The organism is Pseudoalteromonas sp. S3260 (genome assembly GCF_005886925.1).
In the GTDB taxonomy this organism is placed as follows: Bacteria; Pseudomonadota; Gammaproteobacteria; order Enterobacterales; family Alteromonadaceae; genus Pseudoalteromonas; species Pseudoalteromonas tetraodonis.
In genome coordinates, this window is record NZ_PNCV01000031.1 from 26,070 (window position 1) to 40,597 (window position 14,528).

The window sequence follows — 14,528 nt, forward strand, 5'->3', positions numbered from 1 at the left end:
GTATGTATTACAAAAGCCCAGCTCATTTACTTGAGCTTTCTCAGACATACAAAAATGGCGCTCAATGAGCGCCATTTCAGACTGTTGAAAAAGGGCTAGACACAGCTCGAGCCCTTTGATCTAATAAGCAGAGTGAATTTGGAGAGTTCATTATGCTTAGAGATAAAACCCCGCAACAACATGAATTAGAAATGGTCGCAATTGACCACCTTGTTCCACAAGACCACTTAGTACGACTCGTAGACTTAGCTATCGACTTTGAATTCATACGTGATGAAGTCGCCCACTTATATTGCAAAAATAATGGTCGACCAGCCGTAGACCCTGTCCGCTTTTTTAAATACCTTTTCTTAGGTTACTTGTTTGGTATTCAAAGTGAGCGCCGCCTTATTAAAGAAGTGCAAGTGAATGTTGCATACCGCTGGTTCTTAGGTTTAGGGCTCACCGATGACGTTATCCATCATTCGACACTGAGCCAGAGCCGTGTAAAGCGCTTTAAAGACAGCAATATTTATCAATCGATTTTCGACAATATAGTTCGTCAAGCGATGAAGCAAGGGCTCATTGGTGGGCATAGTTTATTTGCAGACAGCACCCATTTAAAAGCCAATGCCAATAAGCGCCGTTATGACATTGAAGACTTAAAAGTCAGCCCCTCAGTGTATGTTGAGCAGCTTAATAAAGCAGTGATAAATGACAGAGAAGCCGAAGGAAAAAAGCCCCTGAAGTATGAGGAAAAGGAGCCTTGTACAAAACCAACCAAAGTAAGCCGAACTGACCCAGACAGTGGGTTTATGGTGCGTGATGAAAAGCCAAAAGGATTTTTCTATTTAGACCATAGGGTTGTGGATGGCAAACACGGAATTATCGTTGATACACATGCCACAGCAGGTAATGTGCATGACAGTCAACCAATCATACAACGCTTAGACCGCGTACTTGATACGTTTGAACTCAACCCCATTGCCGTAGGATTAGATGCAGGGTATTTTACAGCCGCAGTGTGCCATAATTTAGAAGAACGACAACTCATTGGTGTCCTGGGTTATCGACGGCCAAACAAAAAGAAAGGCTATTTCGCAAAGCGAGAATACAGCTACGACGCAGACACCGATACATACACATGCCCACAAGGCGAAATACTGATTTATAACACCACGAATAGACTAGGTTATCGGCAATACCACTCAACCCCGAAGACATGTAAAGACTGTCCAGTGCGGTCGCAATGCACAAACAGTAAAAACCATATCAAAGTAATTACACGGCATGTGTGGCAAGCAAGTGTAGAGGCTGCAAATGAAATACGGCTGAGCGAATGGGGGTAAAAAACGATACAAACGACGAGGTGAAACAGTCGAAAGAAGTTTCGCGGATGCAAAGCAACATCACGGGCATCGTTATTGTAGATACAGAGGAATAAAGAATGTCAGTGCGCAATGCTTATTGGCAGCGGCCTGTCAGAACATGAAGAAAATGGCGTTAATGAAGGCAGCATAGCCCAAGATGAGCGTAATAAGTCTCAAAAGCCCTCTAAAACCCTGTCATACGGCGGTAAATTCAAGAAAAGTCACATCAGCACTAAAATTCAAAGAATAATAATAGCAACAGAAAAATATCGCGATCGCAGCCTTCGGCTGCTCAAAAATAATAAACCCTGCAAAAAAGCAGGGTTTATCGTCAATCTGAAATGGCGCTCAATGAGCGCCATTTTTATTTAATGCAATTGGTATTATTCTGTATCTGGCAGGTTACGGCCATAGAATATTTCTTGCATTTCACGTGTTAGTTTTGAGCGAATCTCTTCTTCTTCGTCATCTGACAAATCATCAGTAGATAAACCAAATAAATACGTATTTAAGTCGGTTTCTTTTAACATCATTTTGGTATGGAACAGATTTTCTTGATACACGTTCACGTCCATCATTTGGTACGCTTCTTTAGTATCTTCTGTCATGAAGTTTTGAATCGAGTTAATTGCATGGTCAATGTAATGTTTAACGCCGTTAATATCGCGGGTAAAGCCACGTACACGGTAGTCAATTGTAACCACATCTGACTCAAGGCTATGGATTAAGAAGTTTAACGCTTTAAGCGGCGAAATAATGCCACAGGTTGATACTTCAATATCAGCACGGAAAGTACAAATACCATCATCAGGGTGTGCTTCAGGGTACGTGTGAACACAAATGTGGCTTTTATCAAGGTGTGCAACCACTGAGTCAGGTAATGGCCCTGGCGCTTCGTCAGCATCATAATTTTGCTGCTCTTCTACCGGCTCTTCTGAAACTAAAATAGTGACGCTGGCACCTTGTGGCTCGTAATCTTGACGTGCAATATTTAAAATATTGGCACCAATAATATCAACCACATCACCTAAAATGTCGGTTAGTCTATCTGCACTATACTGCTCATCGATATATTCTATATATTCTTTACGTTGTTGCTCTGTTTTTGCATAGCAAATATCGTAAATACTAAAGCTTAGGCTTTTAGTTAAATTATTAAAGCCATGAAGTTTAAGTTTATCGAAGGGTTTGTTCATATAAACCAACCTATAAATTAGTGAAATCTGCACCTGCAGAATGAAAAGTTCGCGGATTTTATACGAATTTTACTCACGGAAAAAGCGTTATTTTCCCTGATCTTGAACAACTTCATGGCTGTGGGTAATTTCTACTGTTTTATCAAGCATTAATGCAACTGAACAATACTTTTCTGCCGAAAGCGAAACCGCTCTTTCTAGGTGCTTTTCAGACACATTATTACCGGTTACAACAAAGTGTAAATTAATTTTGGTGAACACGCGCGGGGCTGTTTCTGCTCGTTCAGCGGTTAACTGCACATCTACTGATGAGAACTCTTGCTTAGTTTTTTTTAAAATACTCACCACATCAACCGATGAACAACCACCAACCGACATCAATACCATTTCCATTGGGCTAGGTGCTGCTCCGTCACTGCCCGCATCAAACACGACATTATGATTGCTGTTAGAGCGACCGATGTAAGTATTACCTTCAACCCATTTTACATTTGCTTGCATTGTTTTATCTCAATAATTTATATTCATTACACGCAGACACTCACGCGCATTTAAAATTAAATAGCGAATAAAGCGTGGTTTTAAAGGGGGAAATATTAACTAATAGCGTTATCAAATAAGTTTTTGACTAGCCCTGCAAACTCATCAATAAAAGCATGCTGTTCGACTGTAACAGTGTGAGAAGTCACACTGCTGAGTACTTCTTGTAAATCGTAAACAATGCCATCAACTTCGCGTACAATTTGACTACGCTGCTCTGTAGAAAGGTCTGGGTGTTGTTGACAAATGCGTATGACATTTTCGGCAATTACATCTTCAATTAACTCAATAACGGTTGGCGCACCTGGCTTTATTTCGCCTGGTTTTTCAAACAACGCTAAGTTCTGAGTTAGGTACATTATTAAGTCATCGTACCCTTGCCTGTTTAAAACCATCGTTTATTTACCTCAAAAATACTGATTGCTTAATTTAAGCAGAAAGCACTAATAATTGCTAGCTTTGTGGGATTGCAATACAAAAAAAGCAGCCGAAGCTGCTTTTATACTAATTAAGTCGTACTTAACTATTGTTCAGAGTACTTAATCTATTTTTAAGCCTGGGCTTAGTGTTGCTGGCATGGTTACTTTTTCAAGTTCCACAGAAGCAACAGGGTATGCACAGTAATCGGCGGCGTAATAAGCGCTCGCCCTGTGATTACCTGAGGCACCAATACCACCAAACGGCGCAGCACTTGAGGCGCCTGTAATTGGACGGTTCCAGTTAACAATACCCGCACGAATACGACGTAAGAAATGATCGTAATCAGCTTGGTTATCACTTAATAAACCTGCTGATAAACCAAAGCTAGTGTCGTTTGCTTTATCAATCGCTTGGTCAAAATCGTCAAAGCGGAATACTTTTAAAAGTGGACCAAAGTGCTCTTCATCTGGGAAGTCTTTAATATTTGTGCACTCAATAATACCCGGTGTAACAAAACCGGTGTTAGCTGTATGCTCAAGTTCAACTAACACGTCACCACCCATGGCCTTTAACTCATCTTGTGCTTTAACCATTCCAGCGGCAGCGGCCGTTGAAATCATAGAGCCCATAAATGGTTGGTCAGCATCGTCATAATTACCAACTTTGATTGCTTTAGTGGCTGTAATTAGGCGTGCTAAAATTTCATCGCCTTTAGCACCTGTTGGTAAAAACAATTTACGCGCACACGTACAGCGTTGGCCGCTTGAGATAAACGCAGATTGCACAATATCGTGCACAACAGCAAGCGTATCTTCTGCATCTTTAACGATTAGCGGATTATTACCACCCATTTCAAGCGCTAAAATCTTACCTGGTTGACCTGCGAACTGCTCATGTAAAATATGACCCGTACGAGAAGAACCTGTAAAGAATAAACCATCAATGCCTTTGTGTGACGCCAGTGCTTTACCTGTTTCAACTTCACCTTGTACAAGGTTAATAACCCCTGCTGGTAAACCGGCTTTTTCCCATAGTTTAAGGGTTAGCTCAGCCACCATAGGTGTTAGTTCAGAGGGTTTAAATACCACGGTATTACCAGCTAAAAGTGCAGGTACAATGTGGCCATTTGGTAAATGCCCAGGGAAGTTGTAAGGACCAAATACAGCAACAACACCGTGTGGCTTATGGCGGATCATCGCACGGCCTTGCGGCATCGCGTTTTCAACGTCGCCGGTACGCTCTAAAAATGCTTTTTCAGCAATGGCAATTTTTCCGACCATGGCACCCGCTTCAGTACGCGTTTCCCAAAGTGGCTTACCTGTTTCTTGAGCTATTGCCACAGCCAACTCTTCGCTATGCTCTTTTAACGTTGCAGCAAAAGTTTTTACAATCTCTAAACGCTCGCTAAAGCTTTTATCAGCCCAGCTATAAAATGCTTCACGCGCAGAGGCTACGGCGCTATCTACTTGCTCAGCGCTTGCAGCTGATGCCAGCCAAATAACGTCGTTATTTGCAGGGTTAACTGAGTTAAATTCGGTGCCTTGGCCTGGTGACCATTGACCATTAATAAATTGTGCAGGATGAGTCATATACTTTCTCCTAAATTAAACTGGGGTAGCAGTAACAAAATCGCCCGATTTCAAATGTAATGCATCAGCAAGTTCTTGCGTAAGCACTAGGCTGTTTGATCGCGAATCAAATGTCATAGGAACAACGGTTGCTCTAAAATCTTCAAGCTTGTCATTGGCTAACAACACCATGGTATCGCCTGTCATTTCGCCAATTTCAACACTAAAGTTTTGTGCATTACGTACAGTAGCAATGTTATCTACTTTTGCTTCAACGGTTGGGCCCGCATCAAAAATGTCAACGTAACCATTAAAAGTAAAACCTTCACTTTTTAATAGTTGAATTGCAGGGCGCGTATTGTCATGCACTTGACCTATAACCGCTTGCGCGTCTTTACTCAATAAGTTGACGTAAATTGGGTATTTAGGCATAAGCTCAGCAATAAATACTTTTTGCCCTATTCCCGTCAGATAATCTGCCGTTGGGAAGTCCATAGAGAAAAAGTGCTCTTCAAGCCACTGCCAAAACGGGCTACTGCCGTTTTCGTCAGATACGCCACGCATTTCTGCGATAACGGTTTGTGCAAAGCGTTGCTGGTGCTGTTTTATAAACATAAAGCGTGCTTTTGAAAGCAGCTTACCGTTACAATTTTTACGATAACCGTCTTTTAAAAACAGTGTGCACAGCTCTGTCGCCCCAGTGTAGTCATTACAAAGGGTGAGAATATCTACCGCTTTATACACATCTAGCGTGCGCGAAGAGTGAATCACTTTACTCAAATGATAGTGATAAAATGCGTCATCTAAGCCAACTGCCGCTTCAATACCTGAAGTACCAACTACTTCACCAGTTTCAGTATCTTCAAGAACAAATAAGTACCCTTCATCACCAGGTTGTGACGTGGTTTTTGTAAATGAGTTAACTGAATGTGCAATCTTCTTTTGTAATAACTCTTCATTATTAGGTAAAGAAGTAAAGCCATGTCCCGACTCGTCGGCAATGGTTACTAAAGCTGCATAATCACTTTTTTGGATTGGGCGAAGGATCATCATGAATCCGCTTACTCCCTTATATATAACGGTAAATAGGAACTGCAGGGCAAACTACGTTTGCCCCTAAAGAAGTTGAATTAGCAATTACGCATTTACAACGTGGGCTACTGCTTTTTCAAAGCGTGCCATACCTTCGCGAATATCAGCTTCTGGTATTACTAAAGATGGAGTGAAACGAACCACATCAGCACCCGCTACAAGTGACATTAAGCCATGCTCAGTACCTGCAACTAAAAACTCTTTAGCGCGCCCTTTGTACTGCTCATTAACTACGGCACCGATTAATAAACCTTGGCCACGAATTTCACTAAATACATGGTACTTTTCGTTAATCGCATTAAGTAGCTCGGTAAATAACGCCGCTTTTGCTTTAACGCCCGCTAATACTTCTGGATTGTTCACTGTATCAAATGCAGCTTCTGCAACTGCACAGGCTAGTGGGTTACCGCCGTAAGTAGAACCATGAGTACCTACTTTAAGATGCTGTGCAATCTCAGTGGTTGTTAGCATAGCGCCAATTGGAAAACCGCCACCAAGTGCTTTAGCTGAAGTTAAAATGTCAGGTACTACGTTTAAGCCTTGGTATGCGTATAGCTCACCCGTACGACCAACACCTGATTGCACTTCATCAAAAATTAGCAATGCGTTGTGTTTAGTACATAAATCGCGAACGCCCTGTGCAAATTCGTCAGTTGGCGAAATAATACCGCCTTCACCTTGAATTGGCTCCATCATTACCGCACAGGTGTTATCACTAATCAACGCTTCAAATGCGGCAAGGTCATTGTAGTCACAATGAACAATGTCGCCTGGCTTAGGACCAAAACCGTCAGAGTAAGCCGCTTGACCGCCTACAGTAACCGTGAAGAAGGTACGACCATGGAAACCTTTATTAAAGGCGATAATTTGTGACTTTTCTGCACCAAATTTATCAAGCGCAAAACGACGCGCTAATTTAAGTGCCGCTTCGTTTGCTTCTGCGCCTGAGTTTGCAAAGTAAACTTTTTCTGCAAAAGTCGCATCAACCATTTTTTTAGCTAAGCGAAGCGCTGGCTCATTGGTCATTACATTTGATAAATGCCAAATTTTTTCGCCCTGCTCTTTTAATGCACCCACTAATGCAGGATGGCAGTGGCCAAGACAGTTAACGGCAATACCACCAGCAAAGTCGATAAACTCTCGTCCTTGTTGATCCCATACACGAGAACCTTCGCCTCGAACTGGAATTACGCTTGAAGGTGCGTAGTTAGGAACCATTACGTGATCAAATAATTCGCGATTGACTGTCATTTTATTTCCTCTTAATTGTGTGCATCACAAAGCAGTAGAATAGGGGTGTGATTATTGTTAATAACCAAATGTGTCGGCAAAAAATAATAGCTATGTATTTGCCTGAAACTACGTTGTGGTTCAATTTTCAGACGCTCATTATTTCAGAAATTTAGGGTTATGTCTCTTCAAAAACTTTCATGTACCCCTTTAAAATAAAGGGCTTAAGATATTATTTCATAGATAGTGAATAACTATTTGAGAGCTAATAATGATGTGCATTTACCTTAGTCAGCGCCTCTACAACGAAAAAGCATAGCGCTTATAAACCAACTGCACATGAATAAGTAGAATTAAAGTGAATGAATAGTCGCAAAAAAATTAACAGATTTAATCGATTTGAAGTGCCAAATTAGTAAAATTAGCTGTTTGTAAGGTCTCTAACTCTTTTTTTGTAAACTTATAATAGCTAAACCAGCTTTGTAATTCATCGTCTTCAATAAGCTGGTGCTCTTTTAAATTTAAGTACTGAGAGTAGCAGCGAGCCTTTAAAATTACTTGTGATAATGGCAATAAGCTATCACCTTTTTCTGTCCCATTCACTAACTGCTGCATAACAGTGTTAAAGGGTAAGTATTTAAATGACATGGTTTCAATCACCTTGGCGCTAACAAGCAGTGATTTTTCATTCAGCAATGTCGTTAAAAATAGCGGGTCAGGTTTTAACTCTAACAACGCAGTGTGTAGGTTTTTGTCACCTTCTTCACGAGCACGCTGTACTTTGCGTTGCCATACTTGCTCAAACACTTTTAAGTATAAGCGCACTAAGGCAATTTGCCCCACATTTAATAACATGCCTAAGGTAAATGCATGCATGGGATTTAACCCATTAAGCTGGGCAAGCGTTTGCGCTGCAATGGCACACGACATGGTGTTGTCTTTTAACCTGCGTTTTAATAACGTGAATGGTTCTGTGCTATGTGGCATCCAATGACGCACTGCAAAAGTAGGCACTACCAGTTGCAGGTTGTCTAAGCCCAAATAACGTAATGCCAACGCTGGGGTATCTACTTTGACTGAGGTGCCTTTACTGCGTTGCTTACGATAAAAAGGTAAATTAACTAAGGTAACCAGCTCTCGCCCCAACCAACTTAAATCGTTAATTAGCGGCTCTAAACGGCCAACCGAGGCGGCGCGAGTAGCCAGTATATCGAGTATGGCGCACACGTTATCTTCTATGCCAATGGTGTCTTTAATCACAAAATCGATGTCTTCAAGACGTTTAGCAATCACGGTTTCAATAACCGTATGTAATTTTTGACTGGTTTTTGCCTGTAACTTTTGATGTGAAGTACTTTTTTGTTGACGCTTTTGCTGAGCGGCCACTTCAACTTCTAATAAGGTACGCTTTTTAACGGGTTTACCGTCATTGAAGTCTAAGGTATGAATAAAGCCTATTTGCTGATTAGCAAAACTATGACCCAGTAGCAAATCATGCGCTCGTTGGTGTAGCACGTTAACAATTCGCTGTTGCTGCAATGTATCGGTCATAAACTCTATCTTAAGGCAAAAAAGGAAAATAGCTTACAGGTATAAGCCTAGAAGCGCGTTAAAAAGTTATCAAGTAAGGCTAAGCCTTGCTCGGTCAAAATTGCTTCAGGGTGAAACTGCACGCCTTCAAGTGCGAGCTCGTTATGCAACAATCCCATAATTTCATCACGCAGCCCAGTTTTACTTTGTGTCCATGCTGTTACTTCTAGTTCCTTAGGCAATGAGTGTGCTTCAACAATTAAAGAATGGTAGCGGCACACAGTCAGCGGGTTGGGTAAACCTTTAAACATACCTTGATGCTGGTGATAAATTGGCGATGTTTTTCCATGCATAACCTGTTTAGCGCGCACCACCTTACCACCTAGCACCTGAGCAATGGTTTGGTGCCCCAAACAAATACCTAATATAGGATAAGTTCCTTTAAATTGCTCTACAACAGATAACGACACTCCCGCTTCACTTGGGCTTTTAGGGCCTGGAGAAATCACAATATGATCGGGGTTTAACTGTTTAATTTCGCTCAGCGTTATTTGGTCGTTACGTTTTACCACCACTTCTTGATCTAATCGTTGAAAATACTGTACCAAATTGTAGGTAAACGAGTCGTAGTTATCGATCATTAAAAGCATGTATTAAAGTACTCAAAGTAATTAGGCGGATGGTTATTGCATGCATATTCTAACTGAAGGCTTTGCAGGTGTCAGTGTTTTGCAGCTCAGCTAATACAAATAGCTCGCTTACAATCAGCAATGGTTGATTTATTTTAAATCAGCCCAAGCTCTATTATATGAGTAATTCAGTAGTTATAAACTGTCTATCAGTAAAGTGACCTGCATTATCCAACAGCGCATTAAATACGTATAAACAAGGAGTAACCTATGTTAGGCGAAGACCATTCATTAACTAAAGACTTTCCTGATTACACGCAAACAATTGCAAAACTCAATGCAAATGATGAAAACTTTGCTACTAAAGCAAAAAAATACAATGAAATCGATAAAGAAATTCGGGTACTTGAACTACTAGACTCACCTATCGATGACGAAGCTATGCAGCAGCTAAAGCACGACAGAATGGTATTAAAAGATTGGTTACATCAACAATTAACGAGTACTAATTAATCACTATTGCTTGGCGTCTATTAAATAGGCGCCAAAATTTAATTATCACTTCCCTCGCCTACCCTCTGCTAATCTATAATTTTAACCATTATGGTGCAAAAGCATTGCTATTCGTTTAGCTTAAAGACAAGCTAGCTTTATCTAAATTAAACAACGTTATTTTTTATGGCTAAATACTTACTCTCGATTGATCAAGGAACGACAAGCTCTCGGGCTATTTTATATAGCAAAGATGCACAGATGATAGGGAGTGCTCAACAAACCTTCCCTCAGCATTTTGTAAAAAATGGTTGGGTTGAACACGATCCTGTAGATATTTGGCAAACTGTATTAACCAGCGTCAAAAACCTCTTAGCGCAGCAACAAGTAACTGCCGCCGACATAATTGCCATCGGCATTGCTAATCAGCGAGAAACCACTTTAGTGTGGAATAAAAAAACTGGGCAACCTATTTATAACGCGATTGTATGGCAAGACCGACGCACCAGTGAATATTGCGATAGTTTACGCCATGCTGGGCATACGAAAATGGTGAATGATAAAACCGGTTTAGTACTCGACCCTTATTTTTCTGCAACCAAAGTTCGTTGGATTTTAGATAACGTCACTGGCGCTAAAGAGCAAGCACAAGCAGGTGAACTAGCATTTGGCACGGTAGATACCTACTTATTGTGGCAATTAACCGACGGTAAAGTGCACAAAACCGATGCCACTAATGCCTCACGAACTTTACTGTTTAATATTCATCAGCAATGCTGGGATGAAGAATTACTGGCTTTATTTGATATTCCACTGGCTATGTTACCTGAGGTAATGGACTCAGCGGCTGATTTTGGGTTAACAAACAGCGAGTTGTTCGGTAGTGAAATTCCTATTTGTGGTATTGCTGGCGATCAGCAAGCGGCTTTAATTGGTCAAGCCTGTTTTGAAGAAGGTATGGCAAAAAGCACCTACGGCACGGGCTGCTTTTTAATGCTTAACACTGGTGATAAAGCACTAAAATCAAATAATCGTTTATTAACCACTCTTGCATATCGGCTCAACGGCAAACCCACCTATGCGATTGAAGGCAGCATTTTTATGGCTGGTGCCACCATGCAATGGATAGTAGAAGGCCTAAAACTATTAGAAAACGCAGGTGAGAGTGAAGCCCTTGTCAAAGGTGTTCCCTTAGATCATGGGGTGTTTTTAGTGCCCTCGTTTACTGGCTTAGGAGCGCCCTATTGGGATGCAAATGCAAGAGGCGCTATTTTAGGCCTAACCCGAGATTCAGGCATTAGTACTATTGTGGCAGCTGCCTTACAGTCGGTGGGTTATCAAACCAAAGATTTACAAAAAGCCATGGAGGGTGACGGACTTCGCCCTAGTATTTTAAGGGTTGATGGCGGCATGGCAAACAATAATTGGGCCATGGCATTTTTAGCTAACATTTTAGGCGCAAGCGTCGAACGCCCAACCTTGACCGAAACCACTTCATTGGGGGTTGCCTACTTAGCAGGCCTGCAAACTGGGGTATATGAATCTACTGCGCAGCTTGCCAACATGTGGAAAAGCGATCGTCGCTTTGAACCAACCATGAGCAGTGAAGAGCGCAACGATTTATACGCAAAGTGGCTACATTGCATTGCACAAGTTAGACTTTCTAATAGCACTGACGACGAGAGTGACTAAGAATCTATGAGCGTACACGATAACGAATATGACTTACTCATTATTGGCGGCGGCATTAACGGCGCTGGCATTGCTGCCGATGCTAGTGGTCGTGGCTTAAAAGTACTTTTATGTGAGCAGAACGATTTAGCCTCTGCAACCTCCTCTAATAGCAGCAAACTTATTCATGGCGGGCTTCGCTATTTAGAGAATTATCAATTTAGATTGGTAAGAGAGGCATTACGTGAACGTGAAGTGCTATTAAAAAAAGCGCCGCATATTATGTGGCCGCTTTCTTTTAGGCTACCGCACCAAGCACACTTACGTCCTTCTTGGATGATTCGTGTGGGGTTACTTATTTACGATCACCTAGCGAAACGTGACACCTTACCCGCCTCAAAAGCGATTAAATTTGACAGCAATAGTGTACTTAACAACAGTATAACCCATGGCTTTGAATACGCCGATGGCTGGGTTGATGACGCGCGTTTAGTGATTTTAAACGCCCAAGCAGCGCATAATTTAGGCGCCACCATTGCAACACGCACCCGCTGCATTAAAGCAACGCGTAACGCAGATTATTGGGATGTGATTTTAGAGCAACAAGCCAGCAAGCTGCACCTAAATATAAAGGCAAAAAGTGTTGTAAATGCCGCAGGCCCATGGGGCGCGTCATTATTTGAAGATGTATTTACCCAGCCCACACCGCACACTATTCGCCTTGTGAAAGGCAGTCATATTGTAGTGCCCCGACTCCACAATGAGCCAGTTGCCTATATTTTACAAAATGAAGATAACCGCATTGTATTTGTCATTCCTTATGAGCAAGATTACTCACTGATTGGCACCACTGATGAAGAGTACACCGGCGATATTGCTGATGTAAAAATTAGTGAGCAAGAAATACAGTATCTCATCAGTATCACTAACCATTACTTTAAAAACACTATAAGCGCGGCCGATATTGTGCACAGCTTTAGTGGGGTGCGGCCACTATTAGATGACAAATCAACAGATGCTCAAGCCGTCACCCGTGATTACAAGCTGATATTAAGCAACGACACCGATCATGCCGCTTTATTAAGTGTGTTTGGTGGTAAAATTACTACCTATCGAAAGCTTGCAGAAAACGCCGTAAATAAGTTAGCGCCTTTTTACCCACAAATTAGTGGCTCATGGACGAAAGATGCCCCTTTACCAGGCGGTGACTTTAGTAACCAAGCATACCTTAGCGCACAGTTAGAAAGCAGCTACCCTTGGCTGGCAATCGACACCTTAAAACGTATGGTTCGCAGTTATGGCACGCTTAGTTATCAATTACTGGGGAACAGCCAAGCAATCGGCGATTTAGGTTATCACTTTGGTCATGGTCTGTATGCGCAAGAAGTTGATTACTTAGTAAACCATGAATGGGCAAGAACCAGCGCAGATATACTTTGGCGACGAACAAAGCTTGGGCTGCGCTTTTCAGAAAAACAAGTCATTGCCTTGGGGCAATATTTAACTAAACATCCAGCTCGTCATAGTTAAGCTGCGATTAACTAACTGCTACAAGGTGCTGTGTTAATGCGGCTTTTTCATCAGTCGAAAGTGGTTGCTTTGTTTTGCTAGTAAAGTCATAACGTACCATCACCGTTTTACCAATGGCGCAGCACTTATCTTGCTGCAATGCTTCTTGGCGGATCACAAATGAACTATTGCCAATCTGCTCTATGCTGGTGTTAATTGTCACCTCATGAGCATAAAATAGCTCGCCAACAAACGACACTTCAACTTTAGCAATGATTAACTTCCAGTTGTGTGGATTTAGATCTGGCGTAAAAAATTTAAAAATAGGTACTCGGGCCGCTTCAAACCATACGGGGAGTACGGTATTGTTGATGTGTCCGAGTGCATCCGTTTCGCTAAAACGCGGTATCACTTTTTCAGTAAACATAATAATCCAATAATAATTAAACAGGTAACTCATGACGGACTTTATCCGCGTGTATGACAACGCGCTCAGCAGTGACTTTTGTGATAACTTTATCACTACCTTTTCTCAAAGCCCGCATATTAAACAAGGGATGACATCGGGCGGCGTTGACCTTAATAAAAAAGATAGCCACGACCTGCACTTAAACAATCATCCTGAATACGCAGATCAATTAAAACATATTCAACAAACCACTGCACAGTATGTTTTTAAATACATCGAAGAACATATTTTTATGATGATTGGGGCATTTGGTTTAAAAGTGTATCACCCAAAAACAGGCCAGCCGGTAGATTTAACTCACGCCAACTATGACGAGGTAGGTAAACCACAACTCCCCTTATTGGTGCAGCAAATTTTTAGACTCGGTAATATTCAAGCGCAAAAATACGAAGTAAATAAAGGCGGTTATCCGTATTGGCACAGTGAGGTGTATCCGCAGCTACAGCATAATGAAGCACTGCATCGGGTGTTGTTATTTATGTTTTATTTAAATGATGTTGAAGAAGGCGGAGAAACCGAGTTTTATTATCAAAATCGTAAAATAGCCCCTAAAAAAGGCAGCATGGTAATTGCCCCAGGCTACTTTACGCATACACATAGAGGCAATAAGCCAGTATCAAACGATAAGTATATTTTAACCTCATGGGTTTTGTTTAATCGAGCAGAGCAAATTTATGGAACGCCACAAAGCTAAAGCGGTCAGCGGTCAGCGGTCAGCGGTCAGCGGTCAGCGGTCAGCGGTCAGCGGTCAGCGTCAGCGGTCAGCGGTCAGCTTGCAAAAATCAGTGTGCGGCGGGGGGGTGCGGGGGGGGGGGGGGGGGGGGGGGGGGGGG

Annotated in this window: 15 protein-coding genes; 6 read left to right on the plus strand and 9 right to left on the minus strand. The window is 41.8% G+C overall.

What is annotated here, in order from left to right; all coding sequences use genetic code 11:
* Nucleotides 1-152: 152 nt before the first annotated feature.
* Together CWC14_RS05265 and CWC14_RS05270 are read left to right on the plus strand one after the other, a co-directional pair.
* A protein-coding gene (locus CWC14_RS05265) for an IS1182 family transposase (RefSeq protein WP_138561695.1) occupies nucleotides 153-1,500 on the plus strand; the annotation gives its coding sequence in 2 pieces (ribosomal slippage) (nucleotides 153-1,322 and nucleotides 1,324-1,500; 1,347 coding nt in all).
* Nucleotides 1,440-1,721 (plus strand): hypothetical protein, encoded by a 282-nt coding sequence (locus CWC14_RS05270; protein ID WP_138561697.1) that lies wholly within the window; start codon nucleotides 1,440-1,442, stop codon nucleotides 1,719-1,721. Before CWC14_RS05265 ends, CWC14_RS05270 begins: the two co-directional genes overlap by 61 nt.
* Nucleotides 1,722-1,732: 11 nt before the next feature.
* Here the strand turns inward: CWC14_RS05270 and speD are convergent, their stop codons facing one another.
* The 8 genes from speD to CWC14_RS05310 form a co-directional block, all read right to left on the minus strand.
* Nucleotides 1,733-2,545: an adenosylmethionine decarboxylase gene (speD, locus tag CWC14_RS05275; protein ID WP_013463831.1), complete on the minus strand. Its 813-nt coding sequence runs from the start codon at nucleotides 2,543-2,545 to the stop codon at nucleotides 1,733-1,735.
* Nucleotides 2,546-2,632: 87 nt separating this feature from the next.
* Complete coding sequence (locus CWC14_RS05280; RefSeq protein WP_013463830.1) at nucleotides 2,633-3,046, minus strand: OsmC family protein; 414 nt, start codon at nucleotides 3,044-3,046, stop codon at nucleotides 2,633-2,635.
* A gap of 95 nt (nucleotides 3,047-3,141) precedes the next feature.
* On the minus strand, nucleotides 3,142-3,480 hold the full coding sequence (locus CWC14_RS05285; protein ID WP_013463829.1) for a DUF3802 family protein: 339 nt from the start codon (nucleotides 3,478-3,480) through the stop codon (nucleotides 3,142-3,144).
* A 144-nt stretch (nucleotides 3,481-3,624) separates the two neighbouring features.
* Nucleotides 3,625-5,094, minus strand: coding sequence for a succinylglutamate-semialdehyde dehydrogenase (astD, locus tag CWC14_RS05290; RefSeq protein WP_138561699.1), 1,470 nt, complete (start codon nucleotides 5,092-5,094; stop codon nucleotides 3,625-3,627).
* A 15-nt stretch (nucleotides 5,095-5,109) separates the two neighbouring features.
* On the minus strand, nucleotides 5,110-6,126 hold the full coding sequence (astA, locus tag CWC14_RS05295; protein WP_138561701.1) for an arginine N-succinyltransferase: 1,017 nt from the start codon (nucleotides 6,124-6,126) through the stop codon (nucleotides 5,110-5,112).
* A gap of 84 nt (nucleotides 6,127-6,210) precedes the next feature.
* Nucleotides 6,211-7,416, minus strand: a complete 1,206-nt coding sequence (locus tag CWC14_RS05300; protein ID WP_008108435.1) for an aspartate aminotransferase family protein — start codon at nucleotides 7,414-7,416, stop codon at nucleotides 6,211-6,213.
* 369 nt (nucleotides 7,417-7,785) lie between these two features.
* Entirely contained in the window at nucleotides 7,786-8,946 is a 1,161-nt protein-coding gene (locus tag CWC14_RS05305) for an HDOD domain-containing protein (protein WP_138561703.1), read from the minus strand.
* 47 nt (nucleotides 8,947-8,993) lie between these two features.
* The gene (locus CWC14_RS05310) at nucleotides 8,994-9,575 is read right to left on the minus strand and encodes an anthranilate synthase component II (protein ID WP_109875692.1); all 582 of its coding nucleotides are present in this window, start codon (nucleotides 9,573-9,575) and stop codon (nucleotides 8,994-8,996) included.
* Between the two features lie 249 nt (nucleotides 9,576-9,824).
* Between CWC14_RS05310 and CWC14_RS05315 the strand changes: the two genes are divergently transcribed.
* The 3 genes from CWC14_RS05315 (at nucleotide 9,825) to glpD (ending at nucleotide 13,247) form a co-directional block, all read left to right on the plus strand.
* Nucleotides 9,825-10,067 carry an HP1242/YdcH family protein gene (locus tag CWC14_RS05315; RefSeq protein WP_138561705.1) on the plus strand — a complete coding sequence of 81 codons (243 nt, stop codon included), beginning with the start codon at nucleotides 9,825-9,827 and terminating at the stop codon, nucleotides 10,065-10,067.
* A 165-nt stretch (nucleotides 10,068-10,232) separates the two neighbouring features.
* Nucleotides 10,233-11,738 carry a glycerol kinase GlpK gene (glpK, locus tag CWC14_RS05320; RefSeq protein ID WP_138561707.1) on the plus strand — a complete coding sequence of 502 codons (1,506 nt, stop codon included), beginning with the start codon at nucleotides 10,233-10,235 and terminating at the stop codon, nucleotides 11,736-11,738.
* 6 nt (nucleotides 11,739-11,744) lie between these two features.
* Nucleotides 11,745-13,247, plus strand: coding sequence for a glycerol-3-phosphate dehydrogenase (glpD, locus tag CWC14_RS05325; RefSeq protein WP_138561709.1), 1,503 nt, complete (start codon nucleotides 11,745-11,747; stop codon nucleotides 13,245-13,247).
* A gap of 7 nt (nucleotides 13,248-13,254) precedes the next feature.
* Here glpD and CWC14_RS05330 read toward each other — a convergent pair whose 3' ends face one another.
* Nucleotides 13,255-13,653 (minus strand): acyl-CoA thioesterase, encoded by a 399-nt coding sequence (locus CWC14_RS05330; protein ID WP_138561711.1) that lies wholly within the window; start codon nucleotides 13,651-13,653, stop codon nucleotides 13,255-13,257.
* 31 nt (nucleotides 13,654-13,684) lie between these two features.
* On the opposite strand from CWC14_RS05330, the gene CWC14_RS05335 reads away from it, so the two are divergent.
* Nucleotides 13,685-14,389 carry a 2OG-Fe(II) oxygenase gene (locus CWC14_RS05335; RefSeq protein ID WP_138561713.1) on the plus strand — a complete coding sequence of 235 codons (705 nt, stop codon included), beginning with the start codon at nucleotides 13,685-13,687 and terminating at the stop codon, nucleotides 14,387-14,389.
* Nucleotides 14,390-14,528 lie beyond the last annotated feature (139 nt).

Bases quoted from the DNA above. Each gene is read 5' to 3' on its own strand.
- CWC14_RS05270 (WP_138561697.1), top strand. From the start codon at position 1,440: ATGCTTATTGGCAGCGGCCTGTCAGAACATGAAGAAAATGGCGTTAAT.
- speD (WP_013463831.1), bottom strand. From the start codon at position 2,545: ATGAACAAACCCTTCGATAAACTTAAACTTCATGGCTTTAATAATTTA.
- CWC14_RS05280 (WP_013463830.1), bottom strand. From the start codon at position 3,046: ATGCAAGCAAATGTAAAATGGGTTGAAGGTAATACTTACATCGGTCGC.
- CWC14_RS05285 (WP_013463829.1), bottom strand. From the start codon at position 3,480: ATGGTTTTAAACAGGCAAGGGTACGATGACTTAATAATGTACCTAACT.
- astD (WP_138561699.1), bottom strand. From the start codon at position 5,094: ATGACTCATCCTGCACAATTTATTAATGGTCAATGGTCACCAGGCCAA.
- astA (WP_138561701.1), bottom strand. From the start codon at position 6,126: ATGATGATCCTTCGCCCAATCCAAAAAAGTGATTATGCAGCTTTAGTA.
- CWC14_RS05300 (WP_008108435.1), bottom strand. From the start codon at position 7,416: ATGACAGTCAATCGCGAATTATTTGATCACGTAATGGTTCCTAACTAC.
- CWC14_RS05305 (WP_138561703.1), bottom strand. From the start codon at position 8,946: ATGACCGATACATTGCAGCAACAGCGAATTGTTAACGTGCTACACCAA.
- CWC14_RS05310 (WP_109875692.1), bottom strand. From the start codon at position 9,575: ATGCTTTTAATGATCGATAACTACGACTCGTTTACCTACAATTTGGTA.
- CWC14_RS05315 (WP_138561705.1), top strand. From the start codon at position 9,825: ATGTTAGGCGAAGACCATTCATTAACTAAAGACTTTCCTGATTACACG.
- glpK (WP_138561707.1), top strand. From the start codon at position 10,233: ATGGCTAAATACTTACTCTCGATTGATCAAGGAACGACAAGCTCTCGG.
- glpD (WP_138561709.1), top strand. From the start codon at position 11,745: ATGAGCGTACACGATAACGAATATGACTTACTCATTATTGGCGGCGGC.
- CWC14_RS05330 (WP_138561711.1), bottom strand. From the start codon at position 13,653: ATGTTTACTGAAAAAGTGATACCGCGTTTTAGCGAAACGGATGCACTC.
- CWC14_RS05335 (WP_138561713.1), top strand. From the start codon at position 13,685: ATGACGGACTTTATCCGCGTGTATGACAACGCGCTCAGCAGTGACTTT.